Origin of the sequence: Lysinibacillus sp. UBA5990, from assembly GCF_002429815.1 — a bacterium.
Classification (GTDB): domain Bacteria; phylum Bacillota; class Bacilli; order Bacillales_A; family Planococcaceae; genus Lysinibacillus; species Lysinibacillus fusiformis.
In genome coordinates this window covers 157,860-174,652 of sequence record NZ_DJAY01000003.1, presented here as the reverse complement: position 1 = coordinate 174,652, position 16,793 = coordinate 157,860, and the positions used below count along the sequence as shown (strand labels likewise).

The 16,793-nt window shown below is 36.9% G+C and carries 15 protein-coding genes and 1 riboswitch; of the genes, 1 reads left to right on the top strand and 14 read right to left on the bottom strand.

Going from position 1 to position 16,793, the window contains the following annotated elements:
- Positions 1 to 196: 196 nt before the first annotated feature.
- The 12 genes from B3D94_RS02340 to B3D94_RS02285 all read right to left on the bottom strand — a co-directional run bounded on the left by B3D94_RS02340 (position 197) and on the right by B3D94_RS02285 (position 11,894).
- Entirely contained in the window at positions 197 to 1,945 is a 1,749-nt protein-coding gene (locus B3D94_RS02340) for a methyl-accepting chemotaxis protein (RefSeq protein ID WP_069482887.1), read from the bottom strand.
- Between the two features lie 76 nt (positions 1,946 to 2,021).
- Positions 2,022 to 3,317, bottom strand: coding sequence for an arsenic transporter (locus tag B3D94_RS02335; RefSeq protein ID WP_069482888.1), 1,296 nt, complete (start codon positions 3,315 to 3,317; stop codon positions 2,022 to 2,024).
- 70 nt (positions 3,318 to 3,387) lie between these two features.
- Complete coding sequence (locus B3D94_RS02330) at positions 3,388 to 4,107, bottom strand: YebC/PmpR family DNA-binding transcriptional regulator (RefSeq protein WP_008175214.1); 720 nt, start codon at positions 4,105 to 4,107, stop codon at positions 3,388 to 3,390.
- A 202-nt stretch (positions 4,108 to 4,309) separates the two neighbouring features.
- Positions 4,310 to 4,771 (bottom strand): low molecular weight protein-tyrosine-phosphatase, encoded by a 462-nt coding sequence (locus tag B3D94_RS02325; protein WP_193833282.1) that lies wholly within the window; start codon positions 4,769 to 4,771, stop codon positions 4,310 to 4,312.
- Between the two features lie 61 nt (positions 4,772 to 4,832).
- Positions 4,833 to 5,435, bottom strand: coding sequence for a lysophospholipid acyltransferase family protein (locus tag B3D94_RS02320; protein ID WP_291754252.1), 603 nt, complete (start codon positions 5,433 to 5,435; stop codon positions 4,833 to 4,835).
- 79 nt (positions 5,436 to 5,514) lie between these two features.
- A complete protein-coding gene (locus tag B3D94_RS02315; RefSeq protein ID WP_069482891.1) occupies positions 5,515 to 6,348 on the bottom strand; it encodes a putative RNA methyltransferase in 834 nt (277 codons plus the stop codon).
- Positions 6,349 to 6,350: 2 nt separating this feature from the next.
- On the bottom strand, positions 6,351 to 7,718 hold the full coding sequence (locus B3D94_RS02310; RefSeq protein WP_069482892.1) for an MATE family efflux transporter: 1,368 nt from the start codon (positions 7,716 to 7,718) through the stop codon (positions 6,351 to 6,353).
- A 136-nt stretch (positions 7,719 to 7,854) separates the two neighbouring features.
- Complete coding sequence (locus B3D94_RS02305; RefSeq protein ID WP_291754248.1) at positions 7,855 to 8,619, bottom strand: tyrosine-protein phosphatase; 765 nt, start codon at positions 8,617 to 8,619, stop codon at positions 7,855 to 7,857.
- A gap of 135 nt (positions 8,620 to 8,754) precedes the next feature.
- The gene (locus tag B3D94_RS02300) at positions 8,755 to 9,705 is read right to left on the bottom strand and encodes an ABC transporter substrate-binding protein (protein WP_069482894.1); all 951 of its coding nucleotides are present in this window, start codon (positions 9,703 to 9,705) and stop codon (positions 8,755 to 8,757) included.
- Positions 9,689 to 10,246 carry a hypothetical protein gene (locus B3D94_RS02295; RefSeq protein WP_069482895.1) on the bottom strand — a complete coding sequence of 186 codons (558 nt, stop codon included), beginning with the start codon at positions 10,244 to 10,246 and terminating at the stop codon, positions 9,689 to 9,691. Before B3D94_RS02295 ends, B3D94_RS02300 begins: the two co-directional genes overlap by 17 nt.
- Before the next feature lie 162 nt (positions 10,247 to 10,408).
- A riboswitch (cobalamin riboswitch) is annotated at positions 10,409 to 10,607 on the bottom strand.
- Between the two features lie 102 nt (positions 10,608 to 10,709).
- Complete coding sequence (locus B3D94_RS02290) at positions 10,710 to 11,255, bottom strand: glutathione peroxidase (RefSeq protein ID WP_069482896.1); 546 nt, start codon at positions 11,253 to 11,255, stop codon at positions 10,710 to 10,712.
- An 87-nt stretch (positions 11,256 to 11,342) separates the two neighbouring features.
- On the bottom strand, positions 11,343 to 11,894 hold the full coding sequence (locus B3D94_RS02285) for a hypothetical protein (RefSeq protein WP_069482897.1): 552 nt from the start codon (positions 11,892 to 11,894) through the stop codon (positions 11,343 to 11,345).
- 89 nt (positions 11,895 to 11,983) lie between these two features.
- On the opposite strand from B3D94_RS02285, the gene ytvI reads away from it, so the two are divergent.
- Positions 11,984 to 13,042, top strand: coding sequence for a sporulation integral membrane protein YtvI (ytvI, locus tag B3D94_RS02280; RefSeq protein ID WP_069482898.1), 1,059 nt, complete (start codon positions 11,984 to 11,986; stop codon positions 13,040 to 13,042).
- Positions 13,043 to 13,126: 84 nt separating this feature from the next.
- Here the strand turns inward: ytvI and B3D94_RS02275 are convergent, their stop codons facing one another.
- Both B3D94_RS02275 and B3D94_RS02270 read right to left on the bottom strand, forming a co-directional pair.
- Entirely contained in the window at positions 13,127 to 14,263 is a 1,137-nt protein-coding gene (locus tag B3D94_RS02275) for a C40 family peptidase (RefSeq protein ID WP_291754241.1), read from the bottom strand.
- 348 nt (positions 14,264 to 14,611) lie between these two features.
- Positions 14,612 to 16,600, bottom strand: coding sequence for an ABC1 kinase family protein (locus B3D94_RS02270; protein ID WP_291754238.1), 1,989 nt, complete (start codon positions 16,598 to 16,600; stop codon positions 14,612 to 14,614).
- Positions 16,601 to 16,793: the final 193 nt, after the last annotated feature.

Below are 16,793 nucleotides of genomic sequence, written 5' to 3'. Positions count from 1 at the left end.
TTCTCGTTCAAAGAGTATATTAACTTATATTATGTTATGATTTGGAAGTTTCCGCAATGGATAAAACGCAAATTAATTCCCCTATTTGGTTTATTTCGACAAATACATGCTCATTATATTTTTATTTTTCTGCAACTAGCGTAAAAAAACTATTTTTCTACAAGACTTCTTCTCATAGAAAAATAGTTTACAATGCTCATAATTTGAACGTATTGATTGTTTCAGTTACCTCTTTAGATGTTTGATCTAACATCGCTACAACTTCATTTAATTCTGAAACCATTGTTACTTGTAAGTCAGAAGCCATTGCTACTTCTTTTGTTCCTTGCACACTATGCTGAGCAATATCATTCATCTGTTCTGTAGTAGCTAATATTTCTTCAGAGCCCGCTGACATTTCTTCAATCACAGCTGAATCATCCTGAATCTTATTATTTACCTCAACAACTGATTCTAATATTTGTTCTAGGCTTTCACCAATACGTTGTACAGCCCTATTACCCGCTTGTACATCTACCGCGCTACCAGACATTTCATGTAATGCTCGTTTTGTAATGGTCTTAAAGCTTTTCAGATGTGTATGTATTTCATCCGCTGATGCTTTCGACAGTTCAGCAAGCTTCCGTACTTCATCTGCAACGACTGCAAACCCCTTACCAGCTTCCCCTGCCCTCGCCGCTTCTATCGCCGCATTTAATGCCAGTAAGTTGGTTTGGTCAGCAATGCTCGTAATAATTGTTACCATCTCTTCAATAGAGCCGAATCGATCTCCCATTTCCTCAACATGTTTAGCCGTTCGTAAAACGGAGGATTCCACGTTTTGAATTTGAGATATGACTTCTTGAGAATGATTCACGCTAGTTTCCACTAGACCTGTCATAGTTGAGGATGATTCAGCAATCTCAGAAGTTGTATCAGCCAGTCGTTGAATACCTATCGACATTTCATTCATCGTTAAGACAACTTCTTGATTGTTTTGCTGTTGCTGCTCACTGCCAGCAGCGATTTCAACTATACGATCAGCAATTTGAGCATTTGATGTTTCAACATGTTGTGTAGTTTCATCAATCTTTTTCACAACACTTTGTAAGGCGAATGTTTGTTGCTGAATGGTTTGGAATGTTTCTTTTAATTTTTGTAAGGACTCCTGAAAGGCTCGTGCAAAAATAGAAATTTCATTTTTCCCTCTTAGCTGGATTTTTTCAACCTCCATTGTTGCCTTCGCGATATCCCCTTGTGCAAAACTTGACACCGCTTCCCCTAAATTTGCCAATGGCTTTAGTGCTTGATTTATGTAACGGTACATTATAAACATAACAATTCCTGTTAAAACTAACATTACTATAATTAATGCTGGCAAAATGGCTGTCAATACAGCATTCGTTACAGCACTTACCTCGTTAGCCTCTATATCTACCCCTATAAACGCCACAATATTTCCTGATGCATCCTTTAATGGTACTGTACCAGACAAATAATCCCCAAAACCGCTATGTAAAATATTAGAGTAATAACTTCCTGTATTCATTACTTTTTCAATATCTTTATATAATGTAGAAGAAGACTCCTCTCCTATAACACCTGCATTTTCTTGGTCATCTGCTGGCATACCATCCACTAAAAATCGAACTTTTTGATCTTCCTGTGGAACGGCAAACGTATAGGCATACAGGACCCCATTTATTTCACGCAATTCATTCAGTTCTTCTCTTAGCTGCCAATATAAATTTGATTCCCTTGGGTCCTTTGATAGTTGTTCATAGTCCTCTGGGTTTAATTGCTTCGCAATGTTTTCTGCTACCGCGACAGCCTGTGCACCCATTGTTTTATTGACGGATGATTTCGCTGTGTAGATCGTTGTGATAATAAAAAATGCTAACAAAGCTACTAACATAACAAATGACATCAACACGATTCTATTACTTAATTTACCTGTTGCTCGCATGCTTACCTCCTTTAACATACTACTAAGTTAATCTATTAACTATTGTACTATTATTTTAACTATTTCGACAATAAAACTATGCTAATAACGTTATCCAAATAACTAAAGCAATTAAAGTAGCGAATAATGTCGGAATGGTAAGAATTATGCCGAACTTAAAATATTGCCCCCAGCTAATTTTAATCCCTTTTTGAGCTAAAATATGAAGCCATATTAATGTCGCAAGTGAACCGATTGGAGTCATCTTTGGGCCAAGATTAGTACCAATTATATTGGCATAAATGAGTCCCTCTTTCATCATACCTGTTGCGCTTGTTTCAGAGATTGCTAATGCATCAATCATGACTGTTGGTAGATTGTTCATGACTGCTGATAAAACGGCAGCTACAAATCCCATAGTCATAGTCGCTACAACGAATCCTTGCTGCACAGCATGTTCTAGTAAACTAGCTAGTATACCTGTCATCCCTACATTTTTCAGGCCGTAAACAACCACATACATACCAATGGAAAAGAACACTATATTCCACGGTGCCCCTTTGACAACTCTCTTTGTATCTACAAAAGAACTACGATTTGCCAGCCATAAGAAAATAGCGGCTACACTACATAAAATAAATGACACTGGAACGTGGAACATTTCGCCGATTACAAATCCCACTAGTAAAATTACTATTACATACCAAGATATCGCAAATAACTTCGGGTCTCTAATCGCCTGCTTAGGTTGTTCAACTGCATCGAGAGAATAGCACTGTGGTATGGAACGACGAAAAACCACATACAGTACAGCTATACTTGCAATTAAAGAAAAGAAGTTTGGTACAACCATATGAATCGCATAATCCATAAAGCCTATCTCAAAAAAATCTGCTGATACAATATTTGTTAAATTACTAATAACAAAGGGTAAGGATGTTGTATCTGCTATAAAACCACTAGCAATAATAAATGGGAAAATCATTTTTTCTGTCATATTCAGTTTTCTAACCATCGCTAAAACAATTGGTGTTAATATTAAAGCCGCCCCATCGTTAGCGAATAGCGCTGATACTATTGCTCCTAAGCAAGTAATATAAACAAATAAACGGATACCACTTCCTTTAGCAAGTCGTGCCATATGCAGGGCAGCCCATTCAAAAAAGCCGATTTCATCTAAAATTAGGGAAATTAAAATAATACCAATAAACGATAAAGTAGCATTCCAAACAATTCCTGTTACTTCCAGCACATCCTGCCATGTAACTACTCCAATTATGAGTGCGATGGCAGCTCCTATACAGGCTGACCAACCAATCGATAATTTACGTGGCTGTACAATAACAAAAAATAAAGTCACTAAAAACAAAATAATCGCTAATGCAGTCTGCATGATTTTCCTCCCTAAATAAAAACCAGTAGCTTTATGTGCTACTGGTTTACTCAATCAATAAAATATTGGTTTATTCACCTAAATCAGCATTGTGGAAGACATTTTGCACATCTTCTAAATCTTCTAATGCATCGATTAATTTTTCGAACTTTGCAACATCGTCGCCAGTTAATGTTACCTCAGTCTGCGGTAGCATAGAAAGCTCAGCTACCGTGAATTCTTGTATGCCAGCAGCCTTTAATGCCTCTTGTGTAGCAAAGAATTGATCCGGTTCTGCATAAATAATAACCGCTTCCTCTTCTTCCAGAATATCACGAGCATCTACATCTGCTTCCATTAAAATTTCTAGTACTTCATCAGCTGTTTTACCTTCTAAACCGATAACTGCAGTAGAATCGAACATATACGCAACAGATCCACTAACACCCATATTTCCGTTATTCTTACCAAATGCTGCGCGCACATCAGATGCGGTACGATTTACATTGTTTGTTAAAGCATCTACGATAATCATTGTGCCGGCTGGACCAAAGCCTTCATAACGTAATTCATCAAAGTTTTCGTCACCGCCACCTTTTGCTTTATCGATGGCTTTTTCTATAATATGTTTAGGAACACTATATGTTTTTGCACGTTCAAGCACCACTTTAAGTGCACGGTTTGACTCTGGATCTGGTTCGCCTGATTTAGCTGCCACATAAATTTCTCGCCCAAATTTAGCATTGATACGGCTAGTGCTTTGATCTTTAGACGCTTTCTTTTCTTTAATGTTATTCCACTTACGACCCATTGTTTCCACTCTCTTTCAAAGGATAGATTTATAAAAAATAATAGATATGCAGTTGCACATCTTAAAATGGTAATTAAATACTTATCGTATCTTTACTCTGCAAATAATAACATAATGATGCTTACAAAGCTAGATATACCAATGTTTATGCTTATTTTTTCTGTAGCAATAGCTGTAAAAATTTACGCTATTTAGCATCCTTCTATAACCATTCCTCTTTAATTTTATCTAGTAATGCCGTACAGCCTTCTAGCACTAAATCATAGGTTTCTTGAAAATCCCCTGTGTAATAAGGATCAGGAACGTCTTTACGATGTTCTGTTAAATCTAAAAAACGAAAAATCTTTGGTGAAGTAGGATTTCCTAAGATCGTTCTGATATTGCGAATATTGCTCTCATCCATACCAATAATGTATGTGAATTTTTCTAAATCAGCCTTTTGTAGCTGTCGACCTACCATTCCTATTGTAGAAATACCATATTCTCTAAGCTTATCCTGTGTGCCTCGGTGAGGTGGTTCATCGATATGCCATGAGCTTGTTGCAGCAGAATCCACAGCAATTTTATCGTCTAAACCCTCTTTTCTCACCAGCTCACGCATAACCGCCTCCGCCATTGGCGAGCGACAAATATTGCCTAAGCAAACAAAAAGTACTTGAATCATTACGATTATCCTCCTACAACAAAGCACCCAAAATCAATTTGATTCTGAGTGCTACTTCATTTTATTTTTCTGAAATACGATTTTCCAATTCTTCTGTTAAAGCGACTAGTTCACGTTCAAGGTGCTGAGTAAATTGCTCCCGACCTTCTTTTCCTTTACCCGTTACATAAAACGGCTCGCCATAAATCAAATAGCCTTTACCGCGCTTCATGACATCTCCTGCATTACGTGCACCAACGTAGGCAGCCGGAACAATTTGCGCCTTTGCCAATTGAGCAATTGTAATGGCTCCTTGCTTTAAGTCCGTTCCTTCTGAATTACGTGTTCCAGATGGGAATATCCCCACTACTTTTCCCTCTTTCAATAACTGTGAGGGAATTTTAATAACGCTCGGACCTGGATTATCACGGTCCACTGGGAAGGCATTTAAATGTTCAATAAGCCAGCCAAGACCCTTCATTTCAAATAATTGCTTCTTCGCCATAAAGTGAATTTCCTGAGGGTACATGGCAACGCCGAGGTTTAAAATATCTACATAGCCTGTATGTGTACAAGCTATAATATATCCACCTTCTTTTGGCAAGTTTTCCTCTCCATACACACGGGCCTTTGAACCCATAAGTTTTAATATTACTTTAACAATATTTGCTACTAATTTATACACTGTCACATTCCTACCTTATTCAATAGTTATTACCATTGTAATCGAAAAGACTAGTATACTGCAATTGTAGGTGACCATCTTACATCTTTCCAACCAACAGATCTACATCAATCGTAATTTCACTTAATACAATGTCTGTCTCATCTTTTTTATGCCAGCCCATCGGTGTCATCTCCAATAAAGCAGTGGCAAGCTCCTGAGCAAGTGGCAATGTATAAGTTACTCGTTCTATATTCACTTCGCCAAAACTATCTTGGAAACGAGCAACAATTTGTTCATTAGAATATGTTTCCTTACTCGAATCGGCATATAATTGAGCACGCAGCTCCTGTAAATAGCCGCTTTGTGGCACAACCTTCACAATACAGCCATTAGGCGCAAGAAGCCTTTTAAATTCTTCATAATTTGCCGGTGATAAAATATTTAAAATAGCGTCAAAGCTACCTTGTGCAAAAGGACTCTTAGCTAAATCGCCAACACACCAAATTTGCTGTGGATAATGTCGAGCCGCAGCCAAAATACCCTCTTTAGCTATATCAATACCGATGCCTACCCCATTCTTTTTCTCATTCATAATACGGGCTAAATGCGATCCCTCTCCACAACCCGTATCGAGCACTGTATTCGCAGAGTTAATAAGCTCCACAATCTTTGCTTCTACAACATCATAAATCCCGCTATCAATAACAGCTTTGCGAGATTCAAAAAGATCTTTACTATATTTAGAAGTAGAGCCATGTGTCAGCATATTGACATAGCCCTGCTTGGCAATATCAAAAGAGTGATTGGCAGAACAAACGAGTCTCCCCTGTTCATAGACATGCATAGATTGCTGACATAACGGACATGCAAAATGCGCAATATGTTGATTGATCAATGCTGCTCCTATTGCACGTTTTGAAAGTGCTCCCATTGCTATTCCTCCTTCCGTTCATTCGGTGAAACGAGGGCAAAACGCTCCCATTTTCGGCTTTTCCATCTAAAGTATACGATAATTGCCCTTACCCATTCATCTGCAGAGATAGCTAACCAAATACCTACTAAACCCCAATCGAGGACGAATACTAAAAAGTAACCTAATGGGAGGCTCATACAAACCATCGACAGAAAACCGATTTTAACAGGGAACCTTGCGTCTCCTGAGGCACGTAAAGAGTTAATGACGACTATATTCATCGTCCGACCAGTTTCTAGCACTATACTTAATGCCAAGACAGATGCTCCGATAGCCATCACCTCGGGGTTATCTGTAAAAACATGCATAAGCTGCTTGCGGAAAATGGTCACTACACCAACCATAATAATGGTAAAAATAAATGCTGCTCGGACACTTGTCCACAGCTGATGATAAGCCTCATCCTTTTCTCCAGCACCTACATGCCTACCGATAATGATGGCCGTTCCTGTCCCAATCGCAATAGCGAATAAATAGGTAAACATAGATATGTTCATAGCATATTGTCTCGCCGCCAAAGTTTCTGCCCCTAAATATGTGGCATAATATAAAAATATGATCTGGCAAAACTGGTAAAGAACCTGCTCAAAGGCAGACGGTAAACCAATGTTTAAAATTTTTCTTACATATTCCTTGGAATACTCAAAGTAGTAGTGTAGCTTTACACGTACTTCCATTACTTGATAAAGCAACCAGAAAAACACGATCATCGCTAATCCTCTACTAATCACTGAAGATATGGCTGCACCTTTTACACCAAGCTCTGGTAAACCAAAATTCCCAAAGATCAGGCCGTAATTAAGTACAACATGCAGTACATTCATGCCAAGTGATACATACATCGTCTGTTTCGTCCAACCATGAACACGAATAATGGCTGCAAGGGCATTAATGATTGCTTGAAGGAAAATAAAACTTCCAATAATAACTAAATAACTTTGAGCATAATGAAGTACCTCACCTCGCAAGTTCATCATCGACATTAAATGACTAGCAAAGAAGAAAAATAGAACACTCATTATAAGTCCAACTGCCAAATTCATTGTGACTGCTAGAGCCGATATTTTAGCCGCTTCAAAAAAACGTTTCGAACCTAAATATTGTGATACAACAATGGACGCACCGTTGCCGACTACCTCAAGAATTAAAATAGCGATATGAATATATTGATTGGCTGCACCTACTCCTGACACAGCATTATCTGATAGAGCACTAAGCATAAAAGTATCGGCTAGTCCCATCAACATAAATAAAAATACTTCTAAAAAGATAGGCCATGTTAAATGGAATAGACTTAACTTATTTGTTTCTTTTATTGTGTCTGCCAATAACTTCACTTCTCCTATACTTTTCTTAAAAATCTATTGTATCTTATCATAAATTTGCAGACTGTAAAGAGATTTATAGGAAGACAACGCTTCCACATAAAAAATCCCTCTCACTAATTTGTGAAAGGGATTTTATTTAGATTAAGCAATGTGACTGTAATTGCTCACGCTTATCAAGCGTTAGACCAAACTCCTGCTCCAAAAAAGCTGTCTTTGAGCCATAACGATAATCCATAGCATCTAGTGCTGCCTGTAAATAGTCTTCACGAGCGGACATTAAAGCATAAAATTGCTGTAATTCTTGTTCATTATATTGGTGCTGGATCGTTTGAGCCATTCTTTCTACCATGGGAAGCAAATGAATATTCGTATCTAAATAATCTTCCATAATGGTCTCTTCAGGAACGTCTAAAGCCAATAAAATAAGAGCTCCACCAATTCCTGTTCGGTCTTTTCCAACTGCGCAATGATGGACTAGCCCTAAATTATTAGGGTTTTGTATAGTCATCATTAATTCCTTAAAAGAGGGATTATGAAAAGGCATTTGTGCATAAAAGTCCTTGAACATATCAGCGTTAACTACTTTATAAAACTCTCTACCACCTGTATTGGTTGGCATTTCAAAAGCATGCTTTCCCTTCGCAGGGATTTGAATATATCGAGTTTGTGGAAACACAGGATTAGGATTATGTTGTACTTCATTTGTGTCACGATAATCAAAAATTGTTTTAATACCTAATGTTTCAAATAATTCTTTATCTGTCGCTGTCATTTTACCAAGTGCGGCAGAGCGATAAAATAAGCCATTTCTTATAACGCGCCCATCCTTCGTTTGATACCCCCCCATATCTCGGAAATTATAAACGGCCTCAAACTGAATATTTTTTTGTACTTGCTTCATTGAACTACACCTCCCTATATTAATTAGCGTTCTTACCTTTATTCTATCGAACAAACTACATGAATACCAATTTTCACACTAGGTAATAAAATAGAAAATGCTAGCTGTAATAAACAACTAACATTTTCTACGATTTTATTTATATAACTCTGGATACACAGCTTTAGCAACGAGCTCAACTGCTTCACCGATACGCGGACCTGGGCGATTTGAGATATCTGTGTCAAGGGACTGAACTGCCTTGTTTTGAATAGCTGTTACCGTATTCCACCCATCACGAGCAAGGATTTCTCCAATTGGATTTTCTGTATAATTGACTGTTGTTAAAATGACGTCTGGATTTCTCGCAATAACATCTTCCTCAGATACTTGCTTCCAGCCATCTAAATCTTCAAACACATTCTTTACATTTGCCGCATTTAATATTTCTTGTTGGAAAGTGCCAGAGCCTGCTGTATATATTTCAGGCTTTGGACTAATTTCTAAATAAATATTTTTTGGTGTTTTTACTTCTTTAACCTTTGTTTGCACATCAGCGATTTTTGCTTTAATTTCCTCATTTAATGCCTTTCCTTTATCCTTAACATCCATAACAGCTGCAATTTGTTCGATATCTCCATATACATCATCGAATGTACCCGCTGATTGAATAACAAACACTTTAATTCCTGCATCTTCGAGTGGCTTAAGTGCATCCTTCTCACCAATCGTATACGCAATAACAACATCTGGCTTTAACGCTAAAATTCGCTCACTGTTATAATTCACAGTATCAGAAACACGTTCGATTTTTTGGGCAGCTTCTGGATATGTATCATATTCAGTGGCACCTACAATTTTATCGCCAACCCCTAGTGCAAATAGAATTTCTGTGTTACTAGGCTGTAAAGACACAACTGTTTTTGGCACTTCCTTAAACTCTATTTCGACACCACGATCATCTGTTACTTTATAACTTGTTTGCTCAATCTTTTGTTCATCTTCGGATACATCTTTATTTTTTGTATCTTCCGCGGTACCACAACCTGCTAAAACGAGCACTAGCAATAATACCGATAGCCATTGTAAATTAAATAGTTTCTTCATTATTATTCACCTTTTTCTTTTTCATTGGATATGATTTACTCATAAACGGAATTTCAGCTATTTCAGCTTGTTGATTCGTATAGACAGCCATTACAAAACATACATTGGCTAATAAGCCTAAATAATCGAAGAGAATATTAGGTACCTCTCGTTCTTCCGAAACCGTGTGTAAAGTTCGATATGATTTTTTCGCCTCACTACGACAAAGATGTAAAGCAGCAGCCGCCTCTGTTCCTTGAGGTAAAACAAAATTTTGAATCTCTTCCTTCACATGACTTACATAAAAATCATAGCGCTCACTTAACCAAGATAGATCCTCATCTGTAACTGCTAGCTTTCCACGAACCGAGCCATTCACATGATAAGCCATAGGTAAAATCTGGATTAAATCATCTACAACAACCTGGACATTCTCTTTCTTTACTATAGCTAGCGCGACCCCTAAATGCGTTGTTAAACTATCTGTGCGAATCTCAAAATCGACAGTTGAAGCCTTCTCTCGCATAAAAGGATAACAAGAATAACGTGCATCTTTTTTCAACCTACTGTCCCCCTTTTTCATAATGAAAATCCTCACTTTTTTAGAACATAAAAAAACATCGCTCCTCACACAAAGGAACGACGAAAATACCATAATGATTGTCATAGAAACACGACACTGCCTATGTATTTGCCGTATATCCTCTTAGCTTCCGAAGAGTTGTTATACGTTCAAATAAAGGTCGGTCTCCTGGCTTGTACAACGCTCCTATATAAATAGATAAGAGCTATAAAGAACCTTCCCATTTCCTATGAAACAGTGGCACATCTTTATAATAGCTGTACTTACAGTTGCGGAAACAGCTTCGGCTTATACCGAATTCCCGATTATGCTAGCTAGCACCTTTATTCTGCAAGAATAATTCACTTGTAAAGCAGTTTATCATAGATTGATAGGAAAAAATAGTTGCGTACAAAAATGATAGCCGTTTTAGAAGTATTTTCATTTCTATAAAATTACTCTACTACAATACTTTTTCAATTGCTTGCTCAATATCAAGCTGTGAGTCTGTAGGCTCAAAGCGAGCTATGGTTTTTCCACTTGCATCTACTAGGAATTTAGTAAAATTCCAGCGAATATTACGACCATCTAAAAAGCTTGGAGCAAGTTGAATGATTGCCTCAGCAAGCATTTTCTCCTGCATGCTTGCTTTTCCGAATTCACGAAAATCAACTTCATGTTTTAAATAATTAAATAAAGGGTGTGTCGTCTCCCCATTTACTTGGACTAGCTCAAAAATGGGAAACGTAACTCCATAGTTTACCTTACAAAGATGCGCAGTTTCCTCTCCATCTTCAGGATTTTGATGGCCAAACTGATCACAAGGAAATCCTAAAACGACAAAATTATTTTTTCCATATTTATCGTACATTTTTTGTAAGTCTTCAAACTGATATGTAAATCGGCATTGATTGGCCGTGTTAACAATTAGCATCGTTTTTCCTCGAAAAGTTTCCATTGATAAAATTTCACCATTCGGCTTCCGTACTAAATAATTATAAATACTCATTCCCTAACCCCTTTTGTTTTTTCATATATTATAGTTGACTAATCTCCTAATAACCAAAGAGTTTGCACAAAAAACACCATCTCGTTACTAGGAACGGATGGCTGACTTATATTTCTTTTTATATTTAACATTTTGCTCTTCATTAATTAAGCGATGGGCTATGTTTAATAATTTAGGATCACTCGTTTGATCATATAATTTTTTTAAAGATACAATAATATCATAGCGAATGAGAGTAGGATGCTTTTCATCTAAACAAGTTTGAAATCTCTTGGCTAAATAAGATACGACTAAATCGCTTTGTACTTGGCCTGCTAAACCAATTTTCCAAATAGCCTGTAATGTATGCCTTGCCGTGACGGGCTTTTCATCATAAGTCACAGCCCAAATCTTTAAAAAATCTTCTAATACTCTTTCTTCGGGATCACTTTTTGCAGCTAAAGCACATAAAATTTGTGCGGCAAGTGCACGTGCATGTCCATTTTTATATGTAAGTGCTTGTACAAGCTGTTCCCACACTGCATATGTCCAATCTACGGGCTCCTGCATAATTTTCATCAGTTCCTCGTAAGATTCATATTGAATATCTCGATCACGCTCTGTTAGATTACTAAAAAGTTGCAAAATCTCTTTTTCCATAATTTATCCCTACCTTTATTGTTTCAGAACGTCATAAAACTTGATTTATGTTACACTTAACTTAATTTTTTCGCAAAGAAGGTGAGTTTATGAATAAATTTAATGCTAGGAAATTGATTTTTCGATTGCTAGTGATTCTGTCCCTAATTATAGCCGCTTATTTTATTATTCCGGTATCTATGCCATTAATATTAGCAGCTATCAGCGCATTTTTCCTTGAACCAATCGTCATGTTCTTTAAAAGGCGCTGGAAAATGTCTCGAAAAATTGCAGTTGCCTTTATATACATAGTGAGTGTCATTATAATTTCTATTATTTGCTATATTTCAATTACGCAGATCATGACGCAAATAATTTTATTGTCTAAGCAAGCTCCCTATTATATTTCCAAGCTATCAGATATGTGGCTTCATATGCAAGAAAATATTTCTAAATACACGGAGGATTTTCCACCCGAAGTAAGTACTTCGCTTCAAAAAACCACAATGGATTTCATAAAGAAAATTGAAGAAACGTTTTTAAGCTTCTTTAATTATAGCAAAGTTTCAGCTTTCTTTTCAGAGATTCCAAGGCTATTTATCAGTCTTCTCGTCTATATGATTGCCCTATTCCTATTTATGCTAGATCTGCCTAAATTGAAGCGCATTACTTATAAGTATTTAAAGCCTAACACGGCAAAGAAAATAAAAATTATTTTAAACCGTTTAAAGGATGCAACATTCGGCTATATGAAAGCACATTTATTTGTAAGCTTCATTATTGGAGGCGTTACACTTATTGGACTTTTATTAATCCAGCCGAAATATGCCATAACCATGACCATTATTATTTGGCTAATAGATATTGTCCCTTTTTTAGGCTCCATCATTATATTAGCACCATGGGGGCTTTATCACCTTTTAATGGGAAACACATCTATTGCTGTAAAATTATTCATCTTAGCTGCTATTTTACTCATTATTCGTCGTGTAGTCGAGCCAAAACTAATGGGAGACCATATTGGGTTATCAACTTTACCAACATTAATTGCCATGTTTATTGGTCTACAGTTATTTGGAATTATCGGTTTACTTGTCGGGCCATTTGTCATTATTTTTTTTATCGCCTTAAAGGAAACAGGCATCATAAAAGTAAACTTCAAAATTTGATACCAATAAAAAAGGTCATCTTTGTATTTTTTCCTCACAAAGATGACCTTTTTATCATGTTAATCGTCTATATAATATAGAGGCTTATTGAATTCGACCAAAGCCTACTAAATATTGATTCCACCAATCAAGTGATTCAATGACAACACCATTATTTTGAGCATCAATCATTGTGTTATTACCTAAGTAGATACCTACGTGCGCTACACCTGAGCCATAGCTAAAGAATACTAAGTCACCAACGCGTGCTTCCCCAGCAGAAATACGTTGTGTTGCTAAATATTGTTGTGATGCAGTACGTGGTAAAGAAACACCTGCTTGTTTGTAAGACCATTGTACAAGACCTGAGCAGTCAAACCCTGAACTTGGGTTACTACCACCCCAAACATATGGACGACCAAGGAATTGTTTTGCTGTAGAAATAGCATCACCTGAAGAGGCAGTACCAGCGCCTGAACCAACGATAATTTTTTGTGGTTGTTGACCATCACCGTTATTTTGAGTAGCTTGTACTACTGGCGTTGCTGCTTGAAGAGCACGTAAACGAGCCGCTTCTTCTTCAGCTGCCTTACGCTCTGCTTCTAAACGTTCTTCTTCCTGTTTTGTAGCAATTTGAGCTTTTAGGGCTAATGATTTTGCTTCATTTTCAGCCTTTTTCACTTCCATTTCGCTTTCCTTTTGTTGAAGCTCTTGGAATTGTTTTTGAAGCTCTTTTTGTTTTTCATCTAGTATGGCTTTTTGTTGCTCTAAGCTTGCTTTGTCAGCTTCTTGTTGATCCACTAATTCTTGGTCAGCATCCATTAATGTTTTAACCGCTACGACACGGTCCATTAAATCAGCAAAGCTTTTTGCTTCAAGAACTACATTTAAATAAACACCCACTGTGTTGTCTTGTGCTTGATATGCAGCCATACGTTCACTTAAGATTTTAGAACGTTGCTCAATACGTTTTTTTGTTTCAACAATACTAGCATCCACTTCTTTAATTTCCGCTTGTACTTGTTTAAAAACTTTTACTTTTTCGTCGATCTCTTTTTGTAAATTCGTTAGTTCTTCTTGTAATTTTTTAACCTGTGCATCTATTTCAGCCTTTTTCTCAATCATTTGTTGAGAAGTTTCTTCAGCATGTACTTCTGTTGGTTGAATTGTATTAAATAATAAGCCGCCTGCTAGTGCTAAAGCGAGCACCATCGACTTACGCCATTTATTGCGCTTACCCACGTACCTTCAATTCCCTTCATTTATCAATTTCGCTCTGGATACTCTATGTAATCTGTTGAACGATTCTATATTTAATCAATTGTTCTTATATATTTGTTTTAGCCTTTTAAAGTTTAGCATTTTCAGCATAACTTTTATACTATTTCCTATCTATTTAATACATTAGTAAAACTCGAAACATTTCTGTAACATTCGCGTAAAATACCGATTATTCTACAATACACATTTATATTCTACATATATCTGTCATTAGCTAATTCGACAATAGTCACACTACCTACTTTGTAATGTTTTTGTAATATTACTTGGAAATGTTTCAAAAAAAAGAGGTAGGGGAATAATCCCTACCTACTGCTTCATGGAACGCAATGCCTGTATCGATAACCTTACTAACAAAATTGCACATAAAAATAAACCTAAATAAGCAGCTGTGTTTAAATACACTGCATAAGAATCATGGATAAATTGTGAGATTGCTAAAAGGGCAACAGATATAACTCCAAATGTAATCCCTACTAAAAGTAGTACAAATCGGGAAAACAAGTTGGTAATGAATCGGGCATTATGCTCATCAGAGAATATATCGTGATGTAAAATAATTTTCCCGCTCTCTACACGTTGAATTAGTTGGTCCACTCTTCTTGGCATTTTACGCAATGTTGGTATCAGCATAGATAATTCCTCTTGCAGCCGTTCTTTTGTGGCCATTGGTTCTTTAAATGGTTTTAGGAAAGAAGCACGCATATATGTAGCAGAGAAATCTTTAGCTTCCGTAAAAATATCAAAACGTGAATCAATTACCCTTAATGTTCCATCTAATGTCACCAACGAGCGGAGTGCTAAACCTACCGCTGGGAAAAAGGCTAGCCCAAAATCCCGCACCACTGTAAATAAAGCATGTATTAATTCTTCTGTTGGTATGCGGTCAACATACGAGATTTTTAGTAAAATTTGATCGATTGCTTGTTCCATTCTTGCACGTTCCGCATGGTGGGCATTTTCCACTAATAGTGTTAAGCCATCATACAAGACACTGGAGTCATTGAGCTGAATTCCCATCAAAAATAGCTTTAAACCCTCTTGTTGTGTGGCCCCCAATCGTCCAACTGCTCCAAAATCGAGCAATACGGGCGTACCATCCTTCTCATCAATGTGAATATTTCCCGGATGAGGATCAGCATGAAAAATACCTGAAAAAAGCATCTGTTCAAAAAAAGAATATAATACTGTTCTTGCAAATTGTCTTCGATCAATGGACAGACGATCGAATTCTGATCCCCCATCCGCCACACTATGTCCACGAATATATTCCATCACTATAATATTTTCATTACTGAAAGCTGTATAAATTTTCGGAATGCGGACCTTATAATCACTTTTCGATAATGCGTTCTTTACCTGTAACGTATTACGTACCTCAATATCTAGATGAATCTCTTCACGTAGCCCATCTGCAAATCCACCAGCTAGCTCACGAAAGCCTAGTGACTCTGCCCAAGTAGATTTGGATGAAAGCCAATTTGCAAATTCCTCTAAAATTTCAAGATCATCGCGCATAATCCCTTTTACTTCTGGACGGAGAAGCTTGACGACAACAGCTTCATAATTTTTAAGCCGTGCCTTGTGCACCTGACCGATAGAGGCTGCTGCAATAGGCTCCATCTGAAATTGGCTAAATACTTCATCCATTGATTGAGGAAGTGAACGCTCTAAAATACTTGTCACTTGCTCTGCTGGTAAAGGCTTCACACGATGTTGTAGCCTCTCTAGCTCATCTATAAAGATGGGTGAAAATAATTCTTTACGTGTAGACAGTACTTGTCCAAATTTAATGAAAATCCCACCACATTGCTCTAATGTTACACGCAATGCAATCGCCAGCTCTTTTTCGTTTTCACGTTGCCTCGCATATTTAATCGTTTGTACGACACCATTTGTAACTGCAATTTTTAAAACCTGTCGCAATCGTTTCTGCTGTCGCCAATAGCTCCGCAGTCGTAAAAGCAAAGATTTTTGACCATTTCGGCGATCTCCAGTAGTAATGCCACTTGGGTCAAAGAGCTCAAAAACCAAATACAGCAACATAGAAATGAGTAGCATACTCCCAATCCAAATTAATGTGCTGACCTCTGTCACAGTTTGCATCATGGTTTCTGACAAAAAATCTGTATGACGTAAATAAGAGTACCAGTAAACAAAAGAGGTTAATGTCACACTAATTACGACTGAAAGCACTCTTCGTACAAAATTAATATTAGAGCCAATTAATCGTCCACTCACAATATAAATCAAACCCGATACTATAATGATTTGGATTAAAAATTTCAAAAAAATCAACCGTGTCACCTCCAACGTCATTTCCATTTCCTACTACTGCTAGTATAGCAAATTTATACATTAACTTTCTTTCACAAGGACACCTTAGAAAATTAATTAAGTCTTTCACCTTGAAAATATACCCTTAAGGGTATATTATTTTATATGTAGTACTTATACTACATAATTTATCGATTTTAGTAATAAAATCCTC